Raw genomic sequence first — 24,229 nt, forward strand, 5'->3', positions numbered from 1 at the left:
ATCGTCAGGACGCGGCGCTGGCGGGCTCCGGCACACCGGCGGCCAGGCACGCCTTGAGTTCCGGTATGCAGGAGCCACAGTTGGTGCCGCACTTCAGCTGCCTGCCCAGGGCGTCCACATCGGCGGCGCCGTCACGGATCGCCGCCTCGATCTGGCGCTCGCCAATCCCGAAACAGCTACACACCAGCGGCCCGACATCCGCCACCTCCACATCCCGGGCGGACAGCAGTCCACGCCGTTCCTGGCGGCTCAGGGTGCGGCCATCAAACAGCGACGACAGCCAGCCCACATCCGGCAGGTCGCTGGCGTCACGGGCCACCACCAGCACGCCCTGGAGGCGCCCGTCCACCAGCCGGGCGGCCCGATAGACACCGGAGGCGCTGTCCTCCAGCACCAGGTCGGGCACCCCGCCAAGCCAGCGGGTGACCTGACGCTGCCAGGCCACGGGCTCACAGCCCGCCACCCACCAGGCGTCGCAATGTTCCTGGGGCACCCGGGTCCAGTAATCCGCCTGCCAGCCCCCAGGGGCGTTCCGGGGGCGAAGCAGGCGACCGTGCCAGGTGGCCTGTACCGGCCTGACCGACACCACCCCATACTTGGACTCCGGCTGCCCGGAGACCGGATCGGTGACCGGGGCAATCAGCGAGCTGGCCAGGGCGCTCAGGCTAAACTGGTTGTTCCAGTGGATGGGCACGAACACTTCACCGGGGCGCTGGCCGGGTTCGGCCCGCACCCGCCCCAGGAAGTCGCCACCGCCGTCACGACTGGCCAGGCGGGCCAGGCCACCCGAGGTCAGTCCGAGACGGCCCAGGTCCTCCGGATGCACATCGATAAAGGGCTCGGAACGGTGCTGCACCAGACGCGGGGAGCGGGCGGTGCGGGTCATGGTGTGCCACTGGTCGCGGATGCGACCGGTATTGATGATCATCTCCCGGGCCTGCTCCGGCCTGGCGTCCGGCAGTCTCGGCTGCACCGGCACAAAGCGGGCGCGACCATCATCGGTGCTGAAACGACCATCGGTGAACAGTCGGGCGCGGCCGGTGGGGTCGGCCCCGGTCACCGGCCACTGGATGGGGGCCAGGTCCTCATACGCCTCATCGGTGAGGTCGGCCAGGGCCAACAGGTTGAACTGGCGCTCGCCCCGGTTGTCCAGCGCCGATAAACGGGCATGCTCCCGGAACACGTCCGCTGCGTTGGTCCAAAGGAAGGCCTCCCGGTAACCCAGGCGCTGGCCCACCTCCGCCAGTATGCGCCAGTCGGGGCGGGCCTCGCCGGCAGCGGGCAGGAACCGGCGCTGACGGGAAATGCGGCGTTCCGAATTAGTCACCGTGCCATCCTTCTCACCCCAGCCTTCCGCCGGCAACAATACATCCGCCAGCTCGGTGGTGTCGGTCCGGGCGATGCAGTCGGAGACAATCACCACCGGGCAGTGCTTCATGGCCTCGCGGATCCGGGGGGAATCCGGCAGGCTCACCGCCGGGTTGGTGCCCATCACCCAGAGCACCTTAATCTCGCCACGATGCACCGCGTCGAACAGATCCACCGCCTTGTGCCCCGGGGCCTCGGGAATCCGGTCGGTGCCCCAGAAGCGGCCGATCCATTCCCGGGCGCCGGGGGTGTCGTATTCCATGTGCGCCGCCAGGGTGTTGGCCAGCCCGCCCACTTCCCGTCCGCCCATGGCATTGGGCTGGCCGGTAAGGGAGAAGGGGCCGGCACCGGAGCGACCGATGCGCCCGGTGGCCAGGTGGCAGTTGATGATGGCGTTGCCCTTGTCGGTACCCGCCGAGCTCTGGTTGACGCCCTGGGAGAAGGCGGTGACCGTGCGCTCGGTCCCGGCAAACCAGCGGTAGAAGGTCACCACGTCCTGCTCCGGCAGGTCGCAGATCTCCGCCACTTGCTGGGGTGCAAAGGCGCTGGCCCGGGCCGCCGCCAGGGCTTCGTCGAAGCCATTGCAGTGCTGTCCGATGTAGTGGTCATCCAGTGCCCCGGTATCCGCCAGCCACACCAGCAGGCCGTTAAAAAGCACGGTATCGGTGCCCGGTTTCAGGGCCAGGTGCAGGTCCGCCAGCTCGGTGGTGGCGGTGCGCCGGGGGTCAATGACCACCACCCGCCGCCCCGGACGGTCCGCGGCCTTCATGCGCTGGTAGAGCACCGGATGGTTCCAGGCGGCGTTGCTGCCGGTGAGCACCAGCAGGTCCGCCAGTTCCAGGTCCTCGTAACAGCCCGGCACCACATCCTCGCCGAAGGCCCGTTTGTGGGCCGCCACGGCGGAGGACATGCACAGCCGGGAATTGGTATCCACATGGGGCGTACCGATAAACCCCTTGGCCAGTTTGTTGGCGGCGTAGTAGTCCTCGGTCAGCAGCTGACCGGACAGGTAGAAGGCCACCGATTCCGGACCATGGTTTTCCACCGCTGCACGAATGGCGCCGGCCACCTCGTCCAGTGCCCGATCCCAGGTGACCCGGCTGCCCAGCACCCGGGGGTAGAGGGTCTGCCCCTGGCTGCCGGTGGTCTCGTGCAGGCTGGAGCCCTTGACGCAAAGCCGGCCATGGTTCGCCGGATGCGAGGTGTCGCCCGCCACCGGTGGCCCGCCTGCCGCCCGGTCGTTGGAATGGGGTGTGGCCAGCACGCCACAACCCACACCACAGTAGGGGCAGGTGGTCCGACGCGGTTGTTGGAGGTTCTGGTTGCTCACGGTCGCTCCGCAAATTCCCTGTGTCCAGTGGCCGGACAAACAAAAAGCCCGACGGCCCTGCCCCCTCAAGGAGTCCTCAGACTCTGAGAGCAGATCCGTCGGGCTTCGTTGCCCGCTGTTATCCCGCCAGAGACTGGTATCGCTGGCGGAACATCAAATTGGTTGTGTTCAATAATAAGCAAGAATGGTTCCACAGCCCTCGGATACGGACCTTCCGGAAGACCGGTGTTGGTAAATGTCCATGGCATCAGGTCATTACGGACGTCGGCCCGCCCTATAAAGAAGGGCATAAGGATCAGCCCCTACCCAATCATCGCCACTTTCCGCACATGACTGGTGCGCAGCGCCCGAAAATGCACCGCCGATTTCCCGGGGAATCCCGCCAACTCATTGCCGAAAATTTTCACAACGCTGTTTTACAAGGGAATTCAGAACTGGCACAGGTTCTGCAATGTCCTGGACAAGAGCGGGCCCAATGGCGTGGTCGGCTCCGGGAGTCCCAGCGCATGTCCTGAGGATCCCACTGACATTCTGACTGATCTGCAGACATTGGCGTCTGTCTCCCTGGAAACCGGGGGACAGGCGCTTTTTTTTTGGGCGAAATATCGAGTGAAAGACGTTTGGGGGAAGCAATAATGAAACGGAATCTGATACTGGCCGCGTCCCTGGTCCTCGGACTGACGGGTACCGCCCACGCCGAGATCGGCCCGGCGGAAAAGCCGGACCTGAAGCTGGGCTTTATCAAGCTGACGGATATGGCCCCCCTGGCAGTGGCCTGGGAGCAGGGCTTCTTCATGGACGAGGGCCTGTTCGTGGAACTGGAGGCCCAGGCCAACTGGAAGGTGCTGCTGGACGGGGTCATCACCGGTGAACTGGACGGCGCCCACATGCTGGCGGGCCAGCCGCTGGGCGCCAGCATCGGCTATGGCACCCAGGCCGACATTATTACCGCGTTCAGCATGGACCTGAACGGCAACGGCATCACCGTTTCCAACGATGTCTGGGAGATGATGGAGCCGCAGATCCCTGCCAACGACACGGGCAACCCGCAACACCCCATCAGCGCAAGCACCCTGAAACCCGTGGTGGAACAGTACCGCGACCAGGGCGAGCGCTTCCGCATGGGCATGGTGTTCCCGGTGTCCACCCATAACTATGAGCTGCGTTACTGGCTGGCGGCCGGCGGCCTGAACCCCGGCTTCTACGCGCCCCAGCGGGGTGACACCAGTGGCACTCTGGAGGCAGACGTGCACCTGTCCGTGACTCCGCCGCCGCAGATGCCCTCCACCCTGGAGGCCGGCACCATCCAGGGCTACTGCGTGGGCGAGCCCTGGAACCAGCAGGCGGTGTTCAAGGGTATCGGTGTGCCGGTGATCACCGACTACGAGATCTGGCCCAACAATCCTGAAAAGGTGTTTGGCGTGACCGAGCAATGGGCCGAGGAGAATCCGAATACCCACCTGAGGCTGTTGCGGGCGCTGATCCGTGCCGCCCACTGGCTGGACGAGAACGATAACGCCAACCGGGACGAGGCGGTGGAGATCCTGGCCCGCTCCCAGTACGTGGGTGCGGATGAGGAAGTAATCGCCAACTCCATGACCGGCACCTTCGAGTACGAGAAGGGCGATGTGCGGAAAGTACCGGACTTCAACGTGTTCTTCCGTTACTACGCCACCTACCCGTACCCGTCTGACGCCATCTGGTACCTGAGCCAGATGCGCCGCTGGGGCCAGATCCCGGAAGCCAAATCGGATGACTGGTACATGAAAACGGCGAAGGAGGTCTACCGCGCGGACATCTACCAGGAAGCCGCCCGTTCACTGATCGAGGACGGCACCCTATCGGCGGAGGATTTTCCGGACCTGGACGCGGAGAACTTCGAGCGGCCTCACCAGGGTGAACTGATCGACGGTGTCGCCTTCACCCCCCGTGAGCCCAACGCTTACATCGACAGTTTCGAGATCGGCCTGAAGGGCGACGACACGCCCTGAAGCCGGAACCACAAGAGGGAGAACGGCCATGAGCACCCTGAGCCAAACCAGTCCGTCCACGGGGGGCAGCCGCTGGCTGTCCGCCCTGGCGGCGTTTTTCAACCCGCGCCAACTGGCATCGAAGGCGCAGCAACTGCTGTTGCCACTGGTGGGTATTCTGCTGTTCCTCGGGTTCTGGCATCTGGCCGCTCCCCAGGTTCAGACCTCCCTGGGTGCCTTCCCGGGTCCGGCGGATGTGGCGGAACAGGCCGGCGCCCTGTGGCAGGAACACCAGGATCAGCGGGCCCGGGCGGACAAGTTCGTCACCATGCAGGAGCAGCGTAATGAGCGCATCCTGGCGGAGAACCCGGATGCGGAGGTGAAGATCCGCGACTATCCGGGGGCGCCCACCTTTATCGATCAGATCGGTACCAGTCTGGTGACGGTGCTGGCCGGGTTTGCCCTGGCCACGGTGATTGCGGTGCCGCTGGGCATTGTGGTCGGCCTGAACCGCCATGTGAATGCGGCGATCAATCCGCTGATCCAGGTGTTCAAGCCGGTGTCGCCGCTGGCCTGGCTGCCGCTGGTGACCATGGTGGTGTCGGCCACCTATGTCAGTGACGATCCGATGTTCGAGAAGGCGTTCCTGACGTCGATGTTCACGGTGACCCTGTGCAGCCTGTGGCCAACGTTGATCAATACCAGCTTCGGGGTAGCAGCGGTGAATCCGGACCTGGTGAATGTCTCGAAGGTGCTGCGGCTGTCGTTCTGGACCCATGTGCGCAAGGTGGTGCTGCCGTCGTCGATTCCGATGATTTTCACCGGTCTTCGGGTGTCCCTGGGGATTGCCTGGATGGTACTGATTGCGGCGGAGATGCTGGCGCAGAATCCGGGGCTGGGCAAGTTCGTGTGGGATGAGTTCCAGAATGGCAGCAGTGAGTCCCTGAGCCGGATCATGGTGGCGGTGCTGGCCATCGGCTTCATCGGGTTCCTGCTGGATCGGGGGATGTTGCTGATTCAGCGCAAGGTGGCCTGGAACGAATAACTTTTGCCTTTTGGAGCATGACGCACTGGGCGGGGTGGCTCTTCGGAAACATTAAGTCGAAGACTGTCTTGGACACCTGATTCTTTTAACTTAGGAGTATGACGCAGTAGCTGGGAGGCCTGTTTGCCGGACACGCCGGTGAATACATCCCTGTAGGCTCGTCGAAAAGGTCCCTCTTTTCGACGGTCCGGCAAACAGGCCTCCCACCCACTGCTCCGCCAACCTTGGGGGAAACCATGAGTAAATCACATCTTGAATTGACTGGCGTCCAGATGGCTTTCGGTACGCCATCTGATTCCTTTATCGCCCTGGACAATCTGAACCTGAAGATCAGAAAAGGGGAGTTTGTTTCCCTGATCGGCCATTCCGGTTGCGGCAAGTCCACCGTGCTGAACATCGTTGCCGGGCTGCTGAATGCCAGCAAGGGTGGTTGTGTGCTGGACGGGCAGGAGGTGAACACACCGGGGCCGGAGCGGGCGGTGGTATTCCAGAACCATTCTCTGATGCCCTGGCTGACGGTGTACGAGAACGTGGAGCTGGCGGTACAGCAGGTGTTCCGCAAGTCCATGAGCAAGAAAGAACGGAAAGAGTGGATCCTTCATAACCTGGCGCTGGTGCATATGGACCATGCCATCGACAAGCGCCCCGGGGAGATTTCCGGCGGCATGGCGCAGCGGGTGGGTATTGCCCGGGCGCTGGCCATGAAGCCCAGTGTGCTGCTGATGGATGAGCCGTTCGGGGCGCTGGATGCCCTGACCCGGGCACACCTGCAGGATTCGTTGATGGAGATCCAGAAGGACCTGAACAACACGGTGATCATGATCACCCACGATGTGGATGAGGCGGTGTTGCTGTCGGATCGCATTGTGATGATGACCAATGGCCCCGCCGCCACGGTGGGCGAGGACCTGGCCATTGACCTGCCCAAGCCCCGGGATCGGGTGACCCTGGCGGATGATCCGGATTATGTGCATTACCGGCAGGCGGTGCTGTCGTTCCTGTATGAGAAGCAGCGTTTCCCCGGTCAGGGAGAACCGCAGCAGAAGGACGACAACCAGGAGGGCGATGTCACCGACGACGAGCGGCGCGATCTTCAGGCCATCGCCTGAGCATTGTGTGCAATGTCGGTGCAGGAATCCGGGGTGGTGAACGCTTACAGGGCATTCCCGCTCCGGGGCGAAAATCCCGAAAACTGCTTATCCACATGAATTTCATGGATTATTTGATGCTGGCACGGTACTCGCTTTATCTGACGTACGGATGATCGTCCCGGCCATGGATTGGCTGGACCATCAGGAAGTCCCCGGGCCTTCGGGCTCAAGGGCTTCACAGAACATCGTTGTTGGCATTGGCGCCGGACCATCGTTCTCCTTCGGGGGATCTGATGCTCCGGCTTTTTTTCGTCCCGCCGATGCCAATCCGGACAGACAGGAGCAGCCACATGGACTCGAACACACTGGTCATCTGCGGACACGGCATGGTCGCCCAGCGGTTGCTGGAGCGGCTGCACGACGGCGGTCACCCGTTCAGCCGGATCGTGGTGCTGGGTGCCGAACCGGATGCGGCCTACAACCGCGTGCTGCTGTCCTCCGTCCTGGCGGGCGATGCCACCATGGAGCAGATCCGGCTCAAGGAGGACAGCTGGTTCGAGGCCGCCGGCATCGAGCGCCACTATGGCGACCCGGTGGTCGGCATTGACCGTGACAACCAGCAGGTCGAGACCGCGGACGGACATCACTTTCACTATGACGCCCTGGTTCTGGCCACCGGTGCCCGCCCTGCCCCGCTGGGTATTGATGGCGAAGACCTGGAGGGCGTGCTGTCGTTCCGGGACCTGCGGGATACCCGCCGGCTGATTGATCTCAGCCAGCGCCACGGTCGTGCGGTGGTGATCGGCGGCGGTTTCCTGGGCCTGGAGGCCGCCGAGGGCCTGCGCTGCCGGGGCATGGCGGTGACCGTGTTGCATCGTAACCCGTACCTGCTGAACCGCCAGCTGGATACCACCGGCAGCCAGTTGCTCGCCGACAGCCTGGAGGAACGGGGCCTGAGCATCCGCACCGGTCATTCACCGGGCGCCCTGTTGGGCAAGCGCTGCGTGCGCGCCGTGCAACTGGACGACGACACCCTGATCAGCACCGACCTGGTGATTACCGCCGCCGGCATCACCCCCAACGCCGAGCTGGCCCGTTCCGCCGGGCTGGATTGCGGCCGGGGTGTCCAGGTGGACCGGCAACTGCGCACCAGCGACCCGGCCATCTTCGCCCTGGGCGAGTGCTGCGAAATCGATGGCCAGACCTTCGGCCTGGTCGACCCCGGTTACCAGCAGGCCCAGGTACTCGCCGACGTGCTCGGGGACCCGGCCACCGGGCAGGCTTTCCATACCGCCAGCCAGCCCACCCGGCTGAAGATCAGCGGCATCCCCATTTTCTCCTGCGGCCAGACCGACGACGGCGATGACCAGACCGAGTCCATCGTCTGGCAGGACTACGAACAGGACCGTTACTGCCGCCTGTTGCTGAAGGACGGCCGCCTGGTGGGCACGGTGCTTTTCGGCGACACCACCGACGGTCCCTGGTACGCGGAGCAGATCCAGCACGGCCATGACATGACCCCCTGGCGGGCCAACCTCGCCTTCGGCCCCGATTACTGCGAGCAGGCAGCCTGATTACCGGATTAAAAGAGTTGAGAGAGGAAACAGACCATGAGTAACAAGACCCTGATCGTCATCGGCAACGGCATGGTGGGCCATCACTTCCTGGAGCAGTTCGTGGCGACCCCGGCTGCGGCCGACTACAACGTCATCGTCTTCGGTGAGGAAAAGCAGCTGGCCTACGACCGTGTGCACCTGTCCGAGTATTTCGGTGGCTCCACCCACGCCGACCTGGCCATGGGCACCGCCGACTGGTACGCGGACAACGACATCGACCTGCACCTGCACGAGCAGGTCACCGGTATTGACCGGGACGCCCGTACCGTCACCACCCCCAAGGGCAGTTATGCCTACGACGAGCTGGTGCTGGCCACCGGGTCCTATCCGTTTGTGCCGCCCATCGACGGCAAGGACAACGACAACTGCTTTGTCTACCGTACCCTGGATGACCTGGATGCCATCCGCGCCTGTGCCGCCGGGGCAAAGACCGGTGTGGTGGTGGGCGGTGGCCTGTTGGGCCTGGAGGCCGCCAACGCGCTCAAGAGCCTGGGCCTGAGTGCCCATGTGGTGGAATTCGCCCCGCGCCTGATGCCGGTGCAGCTGGATGAGGACGGCGGCGCCGTACTGCGCAGCAAGATCGAGGAACTGGGCGTGCAGGTGCACACCGAGAAGGCCACCACCGGCATTGTCGACGGCGAGGACTGCCGCCTGCGCATGAACTTCAGCGACGAGTCCTTCCTGGAGACGGACCTGATCGTGTTCTCCGCCGGCATCCGCCCCCAGGACGCCCTGGCCCGGTCCTGTGAGCTGGAGATCGGCGAGCGCGGCGGCATCGTGATCAACAACCAGTGCACCACCTCCGATCCGCATATCCATGCCATCGGCGAGTGCGCCCTGTGGAACCAGCAGATTTTCGGTCTGGTGGCCCCGGGCTACACCATGGCCCGCACCCTGGCGGCGGCCCTGAACAACGACACTGATGCCGCCTTCACCGGCGCCGACATGAGCACCAAGCTCAAGCTGCTGGGTGTGGATGTAGGCTCCATCGGCGACGCCCACGCCAAGACCCCCGGTGCCCGTAGCATCCGCTTCAATGACGAGAAGGCGGGCCACTATCGCCGCATGGTGATCAGCGGCGACGGCAAGAAGGTACTGGGTGCCATCCTGGTGGGCGACAACAGCCACTACGACACCCTGCTGCAGTACGCCCTCAACGGCATCGACCTGCCGGACAACCCGGAATCCCTGATCCTGCCGGAGAGCCAGGGCGGCGCCCCGGCCCTGGGACCGGACGCTTTGCCGGACACGGCTCAGATCTGCTCCTGCCACAACGTTACCAAGGGCGATATCTGCTGCTCCATCGATGCTGGCGCCACCGACCTGGGCACCGTGAAAGCGGAGACCAAGGCCAGCAGCGGCTGTGGTGGCTGCGCGGCCCTGCTCAAGAACGTGGTGGACAGTGAACTGGAAAAACGGGGCGTGGAAGTCAGCAAGGACATCTGCGAACACTTCCCCTACAGCCGCCAGGACCTGTTCAACATCGTCAAGGTCAATGGTATCCGCACCTTCCGCACGCTGATCGAACAGCACGGTCGCGGCCATGGCTGTGATATCTGCAAGCCGGCGGTGGCCTCCATCCTGGCCACCTGCTGGAACGACCACATCCTGGCCACGGATAACGTACCGCTGCAGGACACCAACGACACCTTCATGGCCAACATGCAGAAGAACGGCACCTACTCCATCGTGCCCCGGGTGCCCGGTGGCGAGATCACCCCGGAGAAGCTGATCGTGCTGGGTGAGGTGGCCAGGGACTACAACCTTTACACCAAGATCACCGGCGGCCAGCGGGTGGACCTGTTCGGCGCCACCCTGAGCGAGCTGCCGGAGATCTGGGAAAAACTCATCGCCGCCGGCTTCGAGACCGGCCACGCCTACGGCAAGTCCCTGCGCACGGTGAAGTCCTGCGTGGGCAGCACCTGGTGCCGCTACGGCGTGCAGGACAGCGTGGGCATGGCGATTTTCCTGGAGAACCGCTACAAGGGCCTGCGCTCACCCCACAAGATCAAGATGGCGGTTTCCGGCTGTACCCGCGAGTGCGCCGAGGCCCAGAGCAAGGACATTGGCGTGATTGCCACCGAGAACGGCTGGAACCTGTACGTCTGTGGCAACGGCGGCATGCGCCCCCGTCACGCCGACCTGTTCGCCACCGACCTCAGCGACGAGGAGCTGATCCGGGCCATCGACCGGGTTCTGATGTTCTACGTGCGCACCGCCGACCGCCTGCAGCGCACCAGCGTGTGGATGGAGAACATGGAAGGCGGCCTGGAGTACCTGCAGAAGGTGGTGCTGGAGGACAGCCTGGGCATCGGTGAGGAGCTGGAACAGCACATGGCGGACCTGGTCGGCACCTACCAGTGCGAGTGGAAGACCGCCGTGGAGGATCCGGAGAAGCGCAAGCGTTTCCGCGAGTTCGTCAACGCGCCGGAGAAGAAGGACCCGGTGCAGCAGTGGACCACCGAACGGGAGCAGCGTCGTCCGTTGCTTGAGACTGAGCCGGCCTAGACCTTGGGGGCGGGAGGCAAGCGGGGATGCTTTTCTTCCGGAAATCGAAAACTCGCTGCGCTCAGACAACGATTCCCTACAGAAAAACATCCCCGCTCACCTCCAACAGAGCCAGGGGGCATGCCTCCTAAAATCAATCTGCACGGTGATTGATAGGACAGACGCGACCTGCAAACAACTTGATAACGGTGGGGTGGGGGTAGTGTCCCGCAGGCAAAAAAGGTGTCTGAGCGCAGCGAGTTCTTTTTTGCCGGAGGGGCGCTACCCCCATCCCGCCACAGGCACACAATTAAGCATCCCGAACAATCGAATTGAAAGAAAAGGAGCAACACATGAAAACCAGCAGCCAATGGAACATCGTCTGTACCGTGGACGACCTGGTACCCGAGTCCGGCATCGCCGTCTGGACCCCCGAAGGTCCGGTGGCCCTCTTCTACCTGCCGCACCACCCGTCGGCGGTGTTCGCCATCAGCCACACCGACCCGTTCAGCGGCGCCAACGTGCTGGCCCGGGGAATCACCGGCGACCTGAAAGGCCAGCCCGTGGTGGCGTCACCGTTGTACAAGCAACACTTCAACCTGATCACCGGCCAGTGCCTGGAAGACGAGGACGTGAAGGTGAAAACCTACCGGGTATTGCTGGATGGCCAAGCGGTACGGCTGGAAACCAGCAAGGTCAGGGCCGACTACGAAGCGGCCTGACACAGCATTACCGAAGGCGCTACCACCCTGATCTCCCGGTACATAACATTGCTGCTCCTCTTTACCGGGGTGGGGTGGGATGTCATACCCTCCCCGGCCTTTTCCACATCCGACCGTCAGCACCCCTTCAAGCCAGGAACAAAACCGTCAATACCAGTGTGGTTCTGCTACAGTTAACAAGATGTTCTGTAGCGGCCAACCCATAAGGACCTCATCTATCCCCGAATTAATGGACCTGTAGGGTATCAGGCGATATTTGTAATGCGCTGGCGTCTCAATTGTCCGATTTCGTGATAATCTTGGCGCACTTTAAAACAACTGTATAAAAACCGTTCGAACCATGTCGGCAGAAAGCATCGAACAAAGGATCCAGCGTGCCCAGTCGCTACGGCTGAAACGCATGATCTGGGGGTTTGCCAATCACGGCTGCACCGCCCTGGCCGTCACTGGCCTTTACCTGGGGGGCTTCCTGCCGCTGGCTCCGGTGATGGTGTTCTTCGCCAGTAGCATCCTGATCGGCACGCTCCTGGTGCTGGCATTGCAGTTTGGCATCAACCTGCGCTTCCGCGACCCCAGCATGACCATGTTCCAGATCCTCTGGCCCGTCGTGCCCTCGCTCTATGTCATGTTTTTCGTGGCCCTGCCCCAGGGACGTCTGGTTTTCCTGCTACTGGCGGTGGGCGGACTGATGTTTGGCACCCTCGCCCTGAACCGTCGCCAGATGCTGACCATCGCGTGGCTGTTCTGGCTCGGCTACCTGTCGCTGGTTCTCCTGCTCACCTGGTTGAGGCCGGACTATGTCTATTGGCCACTGGAAGCGGTGACCCTGTTTGCCTATGGTTCGGTGCTGTCCATCATCGCTTACCTGGGCAGTTTCATCTCCCACCTCCGCCAGCAGCTCGGGGCCCGCAACCGGGAGCTCAAGCATGCCAACCTGGAACTGGTGGAACTAGCCACCCGTGACCCCCTCACCAGCCTGCCCAACCGCCGCACCGTAATGGAACAGTTCGAGCGGGAAGTGGCCCGCAGCGACCGGCAGACCGCCGGCCCCAAGGCCCTGGGCATCAGCGTGCTGGATATCGATCACTTCAAACGCATCAATGACACCTACGGTCATCAGGCAGGGGACGAAATACTGCGCAAGGTGAGCCGCACCATTGAGGCCGCCATCCGCAAGGGGGACTATATCGGTCGGATCGGTGGCGAGGAGTTCCTGGTTATCTTCCCGGAAACCTCACCCGACATCACCGTGCCCGCTGCGGAGCGCATCCGCCGTGCGGTGGAGGCCCTGAGGTTCGATGCCCTGCCGGAGGGCTATCGGGTGACCGTGTCCCAGGGCGTCGCCCTGCACCAGCCCGGCGAATCCCTGGAGGCCACCTTCAAGCGGGCCGACGAAGCCCTTTACCAGGCCAAGAACAGCGGCCGCAACCAGGTGCTGGCGGCCTGAGTGACACCGCTGCAGGCCCAGGATGCTATTGCTCGTCACCCAGCAAATGGTCCAGCGGCTGGCTGTAGCCGGGAGCAAATACCTCCAGGAAATAATCCACCTCCGGCAGGTTCTCCTCTTCCAGGCGCTGACGTATCTGCTGGGCCGCCGGTTCGAATTCCCGGTTGCCGGCCTGCATCTCCGCCTCGCACTTGAGCAGTGCCGACAGGCGATCGGCGGCCTTGACCAGTTCCGTCACATCACGGTCCCAGCGGGATTCCTGGATGTAGGGGGCGAAATCCCCCCGCAGGTGCTCCGGCAGCAGGGCCAGCAGTTCATCCGACGCCTTGTGTTCGATATCCCGGAAGGCTTCACGCATGACGGCGGAGTGGTACTTGACCGGTGTCGGCATGTCCCCGGTGATCACTTCCGTGGCGTCGTGGTAGAGGGCAGCGGTGGCCACGGTCTCGGGATTGACGTTACCGCCACACTCCCGGTTGCGGATCACCGCCAGGGAGTGGGCGATGGTCGCCACTTCCCAGGAGTGGGTGGCCACATTCTCCTCGATGGCGTTGCGCATCAGACCCCAGCGCCGGATCCACCGCAGGCGACCAATGTAGGCGAAGAAGTGACTGGCGCGGGGACGGCTCATCGGGCCTCCAGCTGGAACTCGATGGCAACCTGCCCGGCCTCGCCCTCTCCGGGCAGGACCTCCTGGGCCTTGAGGAAAATCTGCTCGGGCGGCACGTCGTACTCCTCCACCAGCAGGCTCTTCAGGGTCTTGCCCCGCTGGGAGGCCAGGTTGGAGAGAGACTGCTCCGGCAGGGTTTCACCCTCCTCAAGCCCCGATTCCAGCACCGGCAGGTCCACCGACTCGATGGCCTTGCCCCGGATTGCCAGGACCAGTCCATCCCGGGATTTCAGGGCCCTGGCCACGGTTTCCATCTTGGTGTACTCCCCCATCACCAGGGTGGTCTCGCCGGGCAGGAACGCCACCTCGCCCAGTTCCTCCGGCGAGAACCCGGCCAGGTCGACCACGGACCCCAGCAGGCTGAAGGGTGACATGGCCGTCTTCACCAGCACGCTGCGGAAGGTTCTCATCATCACCGGCCCCAGATCGAATTCCGGGTCCGCCAGGTTGCCGTTGACCGGCAGATCCAGGGTGATCCGGTTATCATCATCACGCAGCAGGGTCAGGCCGAGCCTGACCGGAGCCGTCACCGAACTGTCGCTCTGCGTGGCTTCACCCAGGTCCAGCCGGTCGAGGGTCAGGGTGGTATCGGATTCAAGCCGGGTTCCCCGGAGCGTGTAGTTACCGTCCGACGACAGCTTGCCACCGTCCACGCGATAGCCCAGGTAGAAGGCAAAGTAGGGATTCAGTACCGGCATGGACAGGCCATCCACGGTCACGGACAGGCGTGAGGGGTTATCGGTGCCCAGGGTGGCGATGGTACCGTCCGCCTGCAGCTTACCGGAATCGTCGACGGTGGCCCTGACGTTGAACTGTCCTTCCTGGGGAGTGATGTTGCTGAGATTGGACACCGACGCTTCCAGGTCATGGACCCTGCCTCTGAACGTCGGCTGGGGGATATGGTCGGTGTACCGGATCTCGGCGCTGGCCAGTTCCAGCTGCCCAAGCCGGAATATCAGTCCTTCATTGGGAGCGTCGTCATCGTCAGCCGCAGCGTCTCCCTCCACGGCAGCCCCATTGTCAGGAATCACTGGCTGCAGCAGGCGGGTAACATTGTGGGGCCTGTCGCGATAGTTGATCACGTTCAGTTCCGGTTCGGATACCGTAACGCTGCCAATCTCCAGACGTGCCGGGGCGAAGTTGTACTCAACCGGGTCCAGGCGCAGCTCCCGCCATACCACCACCGGTTCGTCCTCGTCCGGGAGCTGGCCATTGAAATGGCTGATGCTGGCACGGCCACTGAAGGTCCCTGTCAGGGGATCGTCCTGCACATCGATATCGATATTGCCGGCCAGGTTCAGGGTGCCGTCGTTGATCTGCAGCTGACTGACCTGCTGCACATAACCGTTGAAAGGAGCCAGCACCACCTGGTCCAGGTTGACGCCGCCTTCAAAGGTCAGCGGGTGCAGGGTGAACTGGCCATTGGCGGAGGCACTGCCACCGCCGGCAAGCGCCGCCCGGAGCTGATAGCTGATGGGTTCTTCCAGTTGTTCGGTCATGGCGCCGAGGTTGAGCTCCACATCCTGCAGAGTCGCCTCTACCGGCGAGGGCGGGCGGTTGTCCCGCCAGTCCACGGTGCTGTTACTGAGGGCGAGATTGCCCACCGACCAGCGGAAGCCAAGGCCGGGGCGGCTGCCATCGTCCTCGTCGCCGCCCATGTCCTGCAGGGGCCGGGTCAGGTTCAACTGTCCTTCCTGGTCCATGATGGCGTTCAGGTGCAGCTCTTCCCCCTCGATCATGGACACCACCAGTTCAGGCCCTTCCAGGTTAAAGGCCACGCCCTCCAGGGTCAGGTTGCCGGCACTGGCCAGGATCTCCTCCGGCTTGTCCGGATCCGCCAGCGCCAGTCGGCGGGCTGTCACCTGGCCATTGCGGGTGGCCAGGGCCGCCCCCTGGTCGTCGTAGGCGAACTGGAAGGCGGTGGACAGGGACAGTCGCCCATCCTGTAACGACCAGGGCAGATGGCGGCCCAGCCATTGCTGAAGAGTCTCCGCCGAAACATTGGACAGGGACAGGCGACCGTTGGACCACAACGGCACCAGGTTGATGGTGCCATTCCAGTCCAGCACCTGCTCACCCATGACCGCCTGCACGGTGTATTCCCCGGGCTCCTGCTCTTCGCGCTCGCGGCTGGTCACGTCCGACAGGGTGAGCCCCAGGGACTCGACGACGATTTCCCGGGACTTGCCACTGGCACCATTGGTAAAGTCCCGGAACCGCAGTCGCCCCCCATTGATCAGCGCTTCATCCAGTACGACGTGGTAGGGTAGAGGCTGTTCCGCGCCCTCGTCGCCGGACGGGTCGTCGCCAGCCTGTTGCTGATTGCGCCAGTCCTCGATAAGGTTGAGCCGGTTGCCCTCCAGCAGGTCCACACGCAGGAACGGGTTATCCAGCTCCAGGTGCTCCACGTGGATCGTTCCCCGTATCAGATCGATCAGCCCCAGGTTGAGCTGGAGTTCCTCAGCCGCCAGTACCCGTTCACCCTCCGGATCGGTGGCGGAGAGCTCCTGAACCGAGAAGGAAAAGGTAAACGGATTGAAGCCCACCTCGTCGAACTCGGCGGTCCAGCCCAGGTGCTGCTGCAACCGCTCGGGAAGGGCCGAGGAGAGGTACAGGGGGATCAGGCCGAAGCCTGTCACCAGATAGACCAGCCCCAGAACCAGCAACCAGAACCACCACCGGCGGTAGGCGGGCTTGCGTTGGGCAGTTTCGGTCAATGCATCGACTCCTTTGCGGTTCTCAAGTGCACCTGATCCTGAAAGAATATAGAACCGACGATCCGAACCCAACCTTTATAGCAGGAAAGCCCGATGGACATAGGTGATATGCGCCGCGATTTCGAGAGTGAAGGCCTTGATCGCGAGCACCTGGACAGCGATCCTGTCCGCCAGTTCGAGCACTGGTTCGACGATGCCCGGGAAGCCGGCATCCTGGAACCCAATGCCATGTCCCTGGCCACCACCGGATCGGACCTGCAGCCGGACCTGCGTACGGTGCTGCTGAAATACTTCGATCACGAAGGCTTCGTATTCTATACCAACTACGGCAGCCGCAAGGCCAGGGAACTGGAAGAAAACCCGAAGGCTGCGCTACTGTTCCCGTGGATCGGTCTCAACCGGCAGGTGATTGTCCAGGGCGAGGTCAGCCGCGTCAGCAAGGCGGAGTCCCTGCGTTACTTTGCCAGCCGCCCCCGGGGCAGTCAGCTCGGGGCCTGGGTGTCCGAACAGAGCCGGGTGATCCGTTCCCGTGGGCTGCTGGAACAGAAGGTGGCCGAAATCAAACGTCGATTCGGAGAGGGGGAAGTGCCGCTACCCTCGTTCTGGGGCGGCTACCGGGTCGTTCCCCACCGCATTGAATTCTGGCAGGGGCGACCAAGCCGCCTGCACGACCGTTTCGAATATCTCAGGAGCCCCGATGGCTGGAACATCCAACGACTCCAACCCTGAGCCGGTGCGCGCCAGCGTTTCCGTGTGGCTGGGCCGCCAGCCCCTGGAGCCGTACGACTTCCCCGACTGGCTGGGCGAGTACGAGCGCGAGGTGGCCTCCGGCATGGCCACCGGCCGGCTGATGGAATACGTCCACAGCCGCTGGCTGATCCGCCAGTCCCTCTACGGCGTCAGCGGCAAGGCGCCTCACCTGTGCCGGCCGGTGCATGGCCGACCGGTGGCCTCCGCCGATCCCGAGGGCTGGTTCCTGTCCCTCAGCCACAGTCACGGCATGTCCGCCTGCGGGATGTCCTCCCACCGGGGTATCGGCGTGGACATTGAGCCCCTATTCCGGGATTCCAACTGGCGCCGGATCGTACGCCGCTGGTTTACGGAAAAGGAGCAGGACTGGCTGCTGGCCCAGTCCAGCCAGGACGCCTTCCTCAAGGCCTGGACCCTGAAGGAGGCCTGGCTGAAGGCCACCGGGCGGGGCATTGCCAATAACCTGCGCACCCTGGAGGTCACCGCGGACATGGCACTGACCGGCGACCGACCGGGAGAGAACTGGCACGCCGCCCTGACCGAGGCGGAGGGGTTCATGATTGCCGTGGTCTGGCAGGACGAATCCGCCGAGGCGGCGCCCCAGCTTCACCTGGTCCACAACAACGACGAGGCGCACATGCAGCCGGCGGAACTTGAGCGACTGGGGGAACAGCCCTGGGTGATCTGCCCGCTGAAGCAGACGGCGCCGGTACAGGACAACGGAGGGTAATGACCATGGACCAGCCGAAAGATGGGGAACGCTGCCCCTGGTGCGGCACCGACCCGCTCTATGTGGACTACCACGACACCGTCTGGGGCCGACCCGAGACCGACGACCTGGCCCTGTTCGAGAAGCTGTGCCTGGACGGGCAGCAGGCGGGCCTGAGCTGGATCACCATCCTGCGCAAGCAGCAGGGCTACCGGGAGGCCTACGATCACTTCGATCCCGAGAAGATCGTTCGCTACGATGACGCAAAGGTGGCGGAACTGCTGGCCAACCCCGGCATTATCCGTAACCGGCTCAAGGTGCAGTCCATCATCCGCAACGCCCGCGGCTTCCTGGCGTTCCGGGAACGGGACGAGTCCTTCGCCGAATTCCTGTGGTCCTTTGTGGACTACCGTCCCATCCAGAACCAGTGGCGGGCATTCCAGGAGATTCCGGTGACCACCGGCGAGGCCGAGGCCATGTCAAAGGCCCTGAAGAAACAGGGGTTCAACTTTGTTGGACCAACCATTGTCTACGCCTTCATGCAGGCCACCGGCATGGTCAACGACCACCTGGTGCAGTGCCCGGCCCATGGGCCCTGCCATGAATTGGGCACGAAAGCGCCCCTTTTCTGAGCCGCCGGATGATCCCCACCTGAACCGGTCCCGTACAAGCCCGTATAAGGAACCGTTTCTTCACCACCGGGGATCTGCCTGTGCGTATTACCCTCGCCGAACTCTATCGGGCCGATACCGGCCCGGTCACACTAATGGAAATCCTGTCCCTGGAAGGACAGCGCTATATGGCCCGCCTGCGGATCGGCGACCAGACCCTGATACTGTCCGACCCGAAAGGCCGCACCCGGCTGTTCCGCAGCAGTTGGGAAGCCCAGGACACCCTGAGTGAGATCCCCATTGCCCGCACCGAGGTGGTACACGCCTCGGCCTACAATGAAATGGTGGGCATGGCACCGTCTCCGGTGGCTCCGCTGCGCATCCAGCTACAGAGGCAGGACCGGTGATTGCCGTCAAGCGACTGGCCATCCTGGTGGGGCTGGCGGGCCTGATCCCGTTCCTCATCGGCGCCTTCGGTCTTTTCCTCGCACCGGGATACAGCGACTGGCTGATCAAGTGGTTCTATATCTACAGCGCCGGCATCCTGGCGTTCATGTCCGGGGTCTACTGGCCGGTGGCCATGCAGCTGGAAGACCGCTGCTACCCCCTGTCGCCCATGGTCACGCTGGTGATCAGCCAGGTGCTGTTCCTCACCGGGGGCCTGACCCTGCTGCTGCCCCTGGGCTGGAGGGCGCTGATCTATCCGCTGCTCTACATCGCCCTGTGCCTGGTTGATGTGCGCTGGCTCTACAACTACTGGCCGCAATGGTATCGCCAGCTAAGGCTGCTGCTGACGGCGGTGGTGGTTGTCTGTCAACTGATGGTACTGGCGGGGATGACGCTTGCCTGACAACCCGCTCGCGGGGAAAGGTGGGAGGGACGGCGTGGTCGGTCAACCGGCTTCCCAGTCACCTTCCCCCCGATGCAGTTGCCGGAGTTTCTGAATGGCGCTCTTCTCGATCTGCCTGACCCGCTCCCGGCTGATGCCAAGATCCTCGGAGATCACCTGCAGGGTTTCCTCGGCCCTGAGGTCAATACCGAAGCGACGCCTCAGCACCTCCTGTTCCCGTTCGCTCAGGCTGGCCATCAGGCCCTCAAGGGTACGTACCCGGTCGCGGTCCGCCATCTGATGTAGCGGATTCTGCCCGTCGTTCGCCAGGGTATCCCCCAGCGACGAATGGCTGTCCTCACCCACGGGCAGCTCGGTGGAAAGCTCCGGGGCGGCGAAACCGCGGATCTCACTGATGCGGGAGGGAGACACTTCCATCTCGCTGGCCAGCTCACTCTGTCGCGGCGTGCGGGCCAGTCGCTGGTGCAGTCGCATGGTGACGACCTGGAGCTGCCGGATCTCGTCAATGATGTGGTCCGGTGTGTGTACCACACGAAGCGCCCGTTTGCGGCTGCGACGCACCTCTTCGGTAATCCACCAGTAGGCGTAGGTGGAAAAGCGGAAGCCCCGCTCCGGGTCGAAACGATCCACCGCCTTGATCAGGCCGATATTGGCCTCCTGGATCAGGTCGGCAATACCACTTCCGCCAGCGTACTCATGGCGCCGGGCGATATGCACCGCCAGCCGGAGGTTGCTGCGGATCAACAGGTCCCGGCTGGCCTCAATCAAACGTCGAACCCGGCGGGCGCTGGGGCTGGCCGGCAAGTGCCCGTAACACGCCCTGGCCTCCCGGATGGTGGCCGGAACCCCCTGCCCGGTCAGGCTGCCAATCCGCCCAAAGCAGCGACACAGGCGTTGGGCCAGCCGCAACTCCCGCTCGGCGGTCAACAGATCGTTGTCTGATACATCCCGGAAGTACCGTGCCACCAGGCTTTCCGGGAAGTCGTCGAAGGTGCGCTTGCTCATGGGGCCTCCGGCATCACCCGTTTCTGGTCATTTTCCAGACCGTTGTTGATAGTACGGGAACGGAATGTGCGCGGATTGCAGCGGAGTGCGCCACGACATGCGACGGGGCGTAGGGCGGGCGGGTATGGTTGCAGTGAGGGACCAGTGGACACCCGGCACGTCAGTACCGGGCGCCCTGGTCAGGAGGCAAGACATCCTCCCTTACCGGCGGGTGAAGCGACCGGTTCCACCCGCCGATAATCGTTCACCTGGGGCAGGTTTCCTCAGGCGGCCACGATGGCGTATTCGTGGTTGTGGGGCTCGATCAGTACGCCGTGAAGGGCCACGATGGCCTTCTCGTAGTGATCCTCATCCACCACGAACTGGATATCCACCTGACGCATGCACTGGTGCAGCGCCAGCACGCTGATTTCCTCATCGGCCAGGGCCTTGACGGAACGGGCCAGGATGCCCGGCACCTTCATATCACTGCCGATGGCGGACACCAGTGCCACCTTACGGGTGCTCAGTTCGGCGTTGGGGAACTCTTCCTCCAGGGCCTTCACCACCCGCTTGACGTGCTTGAGGGTGCTGTCCACGTAGTGGGTGATGGTGTTGGCGTTGGTGTCCTTGGACACGAACCGCACCTTGAAGCGGGTCAGGATATCCAGGATCCGGCGGTCACAGCCCGGCTCGCCCTGCATGTCCTGATCGAACACCTCGATGGCGAAGATACCCTTGGCGCCGGCGATGATCTCCACCCGGGCCTTCTCACTGACGTAGTCGCCGGTGATCAGGGTGCCGGTATGCTCCGGCTCGAAAGTGTTCATCACCCGCAGGGGAATCTCGTTCTGGCGCATGCCCTTGCCGGCCCGGGGATGGATGGCCTCCATACCCAGGTTGGCCAGCTGGTCGGCCACGTCGTAGTTGGTGCGACCCAGGGGGACCACCTTATCGGCACCGACAATGTTGGGGTCGGCGGAACTCAGGTGATATTCCTTGTGGATAACCGCTTCGCGAGCTTCGGTGATCACCGCCACCCGGCTGAAGGTCATCTCGCTGTAGCCCCGGTCGAAGGTACGCATCAGGCCTTCCTTACACTGGGCATAACCGGTCACGATCGGCAGCTCGCGGGTCAGGTCGACCGCATCGAAGGCCTGCTTGAGCTTCTCGTCCAGGGGCAGCAGTTCGTTGTCGCGCCAGCCCGTGAGGTCCACGAAGCGGGCGTTGATACCTTCCTGCTGGAGCTTCAGCGCGGTGTTGAAAGCGCTGTGGGCCTCACCGATACCCGCCAGCATTTCGCGCACGGTCAGCAGGTGTTCCTCGAGCTGGAACTGGCCGTAGGAACACAGCCGCTGCAGATCGATCAGGCAGCCGCGAACGCCTTCAATACGGTCGGTGATGAACTGATCCGCCTGCTGCTTGAGCATGGGGTCGGCAAACAGCTCGCCATTGATGTCGGTGAGGAACTTCACCAGCTTGGTGAGATCGTCGCCCCAGGCCCAGTCGGACTCGGCATCGGCAAACAGGGCATAAACCCCCGGCTCACCGGTTTTCTTGTGCTCCAGAAGCTCGTTGGTGACACCGCCGTAGGCAGACACCACAAAGATGCGCTGGTACAGCTCATCCTTCTTGCGGTCACCGATGATGATGTTATCGCGGACCGCCTCGTAGTTGCTCATGGAGGTACCGCCGATTTTCTCGACGGTATGCAATTGGCTAGTCATGGTGTTTCCGTCATTAACCTGCAGAATGAATGGCCAGGGAGGTCAGTCAGTGCCCCGTCCGGTTGGTTCGGCCCGGTCGTCAGACCAACGAATCAACCGGATGGGCCACGGGCGTCTTTTACGACGCCTTGCTGATCCCTTCCTGCATGATTTCGTCCACACTCTCAGCCAGAATCTTAGCACCTTTTTTCAGGTCGTCCTCACTGGTGGTGAGGGGCATCAGGCACTTGATGACCTCGTCATTGGGACCACTGGTCTCGATGATCAGGCCCTTTTCGAACGCCCGGCTGGTGATGGCATCGGTCAGCTCGGCGTTCTTCGCCTCGATACCCCGCATCAGGCCACGGCCCTTGACGTGGAACTCACCCGGGTACTTGTCGCAGATGGCCTGCAGGGCGTCGCCCAGCACCTGGGTCTTGGCTTTCACCTCGTTGGCGAAGGCGTCGTCCTTCCAGTAGGTTTCCACTGCGGCGCGGGCGGTCACAAACGCCATATTGTTACCCCGGAAGGTACCGTTGTGCTCACCGGAGGACCAGATGTCCAACTCCGGCTTGAACAGCACCAGCGCCATGGGCAGGCCATAGCCGCTCAGGGACTTGGACACCGTGACCATGTCCGGCTTGATGCCGGCAAACTCGAAGCTGAAGAACTCACCGGTACGACCGTTACCGGCCTGGATATCGTCCAGGATCAGCAGCATATCGTGCTTTTCGCAGAGCTTCTCAAGACCCTGCAGCCACTCGGCGCGAGCCGCGTTCAGGCCACCTTCACCCTGGACGGCTTCCACGATGACGGCAGCCGGTGTCTCAAAACCGGAGGAACCGTCGGAGAGCACCTTGTCCATGATGGCGAGAGTATCGACATTTTCGCCCAGGTAGCCGTCGTAAAACATGAAATCCACATTACCAAGCGGCATGCCCACACCACCTCGATGGTGCTTGTTACCGGTGGCGGCAACGGCGCCGGTGGTCACCCCGTGGAAACCGTTGGTGAAGGAGATGATACCGGTACGGCCTTTCACCTTGCGGGCCAGCTTCAGGGCCGCCTCCACGCAGTTGGTGCCGGTGGGGCCGGTGAACTGCATCTTGTAGTCCAGGCCACGGGGCTCAAGGATGTGCTTCTTGTACGATTCGATGAAGTCGTGCTTGGCCGTGGTGAACAGGTCCAGGCCCTGGCTCACGCCGTCGGACTCGACATACTCGAGCAGTGCCTTCTTGAGCACGTCGTTGTTGTGGCCATAGTTAAGGGAACCGGCGCCGGCCAGGAAGTCCAGGTATTCCTTGCCGTCTTCGGTGTACAGGTGCGCGTTCTTGGCCCGGTTGAAGATCACCGGAAAAGCCCGTGAATAAACGCGTACTTCGGATTCAGTAGACTTGAAGATTTCCATTGTCTTGCCTCTTAGCATGTATAGGTTCGAGGTGGAAATGCGGCTGCCGGACGGGGATCGGTCGCGACCGGCAGTCCGCACAGTGTCAGGGGCACAATTGGCAGAGGTTCCTCTAACCCTCCGCCGGCCCGTTGAAACGGTGTGGTTGCGGTCGACTCAGCCCTTCCGGGTGAAGGGCCCGATACGAAGCAGGAATTCGGAGTCGTGCTGGCCGCCGAAGTGCATCTCCTTTTCGAAATGCTCGTGATACTTCACTTCAGCACCCATGTCCCGGGCGAAGGAACGGAACAGCGCCCAGGAGGCTTCGTTGTCCTCGGTAATCGTGGTTTCCATATGGGTTACCCGGCGACAGTCATCGCGACCCACGATTTCCTTGAGCATCTTCTTGGCGAGCCCCTTGCCGCGACCTTTCTCGTGCACGGCCACCTGCCAGACAAAAACGGTGTCAGGCTGCTGGGGAGGAATATAACCGGAGATGAAGCCGACCAGTTCGCCGTTTATCTCCGCCGCCACGCCGGTGTCGGCAAAGTGGCTGCACTGCAGGAGGTTACAGTAGATCGAGTTGGGGTCCAGCGGGGGGCATTCCGCCACCAGCCGGTGAAGCCGATAGCCATCATCCTTGACCGGTTTGCGGAGGGTGATGGCGGTGGTATTTGAACCTTCGGTTGTCATGCTCAGCCTTTTCGCTGCAAACGTTAGTGGTGAATTATATAGACCACAAAAGAAAAATCAACCGGATGCCCCGGGG

At 62.9% G+C, this 24,229-nt stretch carries 19 protein-coding genes; 12 read left to right on the forward strand and 7 right to left on the reverse strand.

Going from position 1 to position 24,229, the window contains the following annotated elements; genetic code table 11:
• Positions 1 to 4 precede the first annotated feature (4 nt).
• The gene (locus tag RO069_RS07360; RefSeq protein ID WP_328186386.1) at positions 5 to 2,698 is read right to left on the reverse strand and encodes a nitrate reductase; all 2,694 of its coding nucleotides are present in this window, start codon (positions 2,696 to 2,698) and stop codon (positions 5 to 7) included.
• 635 nt (positions 2,699 to 3,333) lie between these two features.
• On the opposite strand from RO069_RS07360, the gene RO069_RS07365 reads away from it, so the two are divergent.
• From RO069_RS07365 to RO069_RS07395, 7 genes are all read left to right on the forward strand, one after another.
• On the forward strand, positions 3,334 to 4,689 hold the full coding sequence (locus RO069_RS07365; protein WP_328186388.1) for a CmpA/NrtA family ABC transporter substrate-binding protein: 1,356 nt from the start codon (positions 3,334 to 3,336) through the stop codon (positions 4,687 to 4,689).
• A 28-nt stretch (positions 4,690 to 4,717) separates the two neighbouring features.
• Positions 4,718 to 5,713 carry an ABC transporter permease gene (locus RO069_RS07370; RefSeq protein ID WP_328186390.1) on the forward strand — a complete coding sequence of 332 codons (996 nt, stop codon included), beginning with the start codon at positions 4,718 to 4,720 and terminating at the stop codon, positions 5,711 to 5,713.
• A 272-nt stretch (positions 5,714 to 5,985) separates the two neighbouring features.
• Positions 5,986 to 6,822: an ABC transporter ATP-binding protein gene (locus RO069_RS07375; protein ID WP_442915349.1), complete on the forward strand. Its 837-nt coding sequence runs from the start codon at positions 5,986 to 5,988 to the stop codon at positions 6,820 to 6,822.
• Positions 6,823 to 7,154: 332 nt separating this feature from the next.
• Positions 7,155 to 8,378, forward strand: coding sequence for an NAD(P)/FAD-dependent oxidoreductase (locus tag RO069_RS07380; protein ID WP_328186392.1), 1,224 nt, complete (start codon positions 7,155 to 7,157; stop codon positions 8,376 to 8,378).
• A gap of 36 nt (positions 8,379 to 8,414) precedes the next feature.
• The gene (gene nirB, locus RO069_RS07385) at positions 8,415 to 10,928 is read left to right on the forward strand and encodes a nitrite reductase large subunit NirB (RefSeq protein ID WP_328186394.1); all 2,514 of its coding nucleotides are present in this window, start codon (positions 8,415 to 8,417) and stop codon (positions 10,926 to 10,928) included.
• Between the two features lie 332 nt (positions 10,929 to 11,260).
• Positions 11,261 to 11,629 (forward strand): nitrite reductase small subunit NirD, encoded by a 369-nt coding sequence (nirD, locus tag RO069_RS07390; RefSeq protein WP_328186396.1) that lies wholly within the window; start codon positions 11,261 to 11,263, stop codon positions 11,627 to 11,629.
• A gap of 340 nt (positions 11,630 to 11,969) precedes the next feature.
• Positions 11,970 to 13,076 (forward strand): GGDEF domain-containing protein, encoded by a 1,107-nt coding sequence (locus RO069_RS07395; RefSeq protein WP_328186397.1) that lies wholly within the window; start codon positions 11,970 to 11,972, stop codon positions 13,074 to 13,076.
• Between the two features lie 25 nt (positions 13,077 to 13,101).
• Here the strand turns inward: RO069_RS07395 and yfbR are convergent, their stop codons facing one another.
• Together yfbR and RO069_RS07405 are read right to left on the reverse strand one after the other, a co-directional pair.
• Positions 13,102 to 13,707, reverse strand: coding sequence for a 5'-deoxynucleotidase (yfbR, locus tag RO069_RS07400; protein ID WP_328186398.1), 606 nt, complete (start codon positions 13,705 to 13,707; stop codon positions 13,102 to 13,104).
• Positions 13,704 to 16,463, reverse strand: a complete 2,760-nt coding sequence (locus tag RO069_RS07405) for a DUF748 domain-containing protein (RefSeq protein ID WP_328186400.1) — start codon at positions 16,461 to 16,463, stop codon at positions 13,704 to 13,706. Before RO069_RS07405 ends, yfbR begins: the two co-directional genes overlap by 4 nt.
• Before the next feature lie 93 nt (positions 16,464 to 16,556).
• On the opposite strand from RO069_RS07405, the gene pdxH reads away from it, so the two are divergent.
• The 5 genes from pdxH (at position 16,557) to RO069_RS07430 (ending at position 19,383) form a co-directional block, all read left to right on the forward strand.
• Positions 16,557 to 17,192: a pyridoxamine 5'-phosphate oxidase gene (gene pdxH, locus RO069_RS07410; RefSeq protein WP_328186401.1), complete on the forward strand. Its 636-nt coding sequence runs from the start codon at positions 16,557 to 16,559 to the stop codon at positions 17,190 to 17,192.
• Entirely contained in the window at positions 17,161 to 17,943 is a 783-nt protein-coding gene (locus RO069_RS07415) for a 4'-phosphopantetheinyl transferase family protein (protein ID WP_328186403.1), read from the forward strand. Before pdxH ends, RO069_RS07415 begins: the two co-directional genes overlap by 32 nt.
• Before the next feature lie 5 nt (positions 17,944 to 17,948).
• Positions 17,949 to 18,554 carry a DNA-3-methyladenine glycosylase I gene (locus RO069_RS07420; RefSeq protein WP_328186404.1) on the forward strand — a complete coding sequence of 202 codons (606 nt, stop codon included), beginning with the start codon at positions 17,949 to 17,951 and terminating at the stop codon, positions 18,552 to 18,554.
• An 80-nt stretch (positions 18,555 to 18,634) separates the two neighbouring features.
• Positions 18,635 to 18,940 (forward strand): DUF6482 family protein, encoded by a 306-nt coding sequence (locus RO069_RS07425; RefSeq protein WP_328186405.1) that lies wholly within the window; start codon positions 18,635 to 18,637, stop codon positions 18,938 to 18,940.
• On the forward strand, positions 18,937 to 19,383 hold the full coding sequence (locus tag RO069_RS07430; RefSeq protein ID WP_328186406.1) for a DUF3429 domain-containing protein: 447 nt from the start codon (positions 18,937 to 18,939) through the stop codon (positions 19,381 to 19,383). Before RO069_RS07425 ends, RO069_RS07430 begins: the two co-directional genes overlap by 4 nt.
• Before the next feature lie 42 nt (positions 19,384 to 19,425).
• Here RO069_RS07430 and RO069_RS07435 read toward each other — a convergent pair whose 3' ends face one another.
• From RO069_RS07435 to ectA, 4 genes are all read right to left on the reverse strand, one after another.
• Positions 19,426 to 20,388: a sigma-70 family RNA polymerase sigma factor gene (locus RO069_RS07435; RefSeq protein ID WP_328186407.1), complete on the reverse strand. Its 963-nt coding sequence runs from the start codon at positions 20,386 to 20,388 to the stop codon at positions 19,426 to 19,428.
• A gap of 263 nt (positions 20,389 to 20,651) precedes the next feature.
• Positions 20,652 to 22,094 (reverse strand): aspartate kinase, encoded by a 1,443-nt coding sequence (locus tag RO069_RS07440; protein ID WP_328186408.1) that lies wholly within the window; start codon positions 22,092 to 22,094, stop codon positions 20,652 to 20,654.
• Positions 22,095 to 22,212: 118 nt separating this feature from the next.
• A complete protein-coding gene (gene ectB, locus RO069_RS07445; protein WP_328186410.1) occupies positions 22,213 to 23,481 on the reverse strand; it encodes a diaminobutyrate--2-oxoglutarate transaminase in 1,269 nt (422 codons plus the stop codon).
• 156 nt (positions 23,482 to 23,637) lie between these two features.
• The gene (gene ectA / locus RO069_RS07450; protein WP_328186411.1) at positions 23,638 to 24,153 is read right to left on the reverse strand and encodes a diaminobutyrate acetyltransferase; all 516 of its coding nucleotides are present in this window, start codon (positions 24,151 to 24,153) and stop codon (positions 23,638 to 23,640) included.
• Positions 24,154 to 24,229: the final 76 nt, after the last annotated feature.

Origin of the sequence: Marinobacter sp. OP 3.4, from assembly GCF_036224885.1 — a bacterium.
In the GTDB taxonomy this organism is placed as follows: domain Bacteria; phylum Pseudomonadota; class Gammaproteobacteria; order Pseudomonadales; family Oleiphilaceae; genus Marinobacter.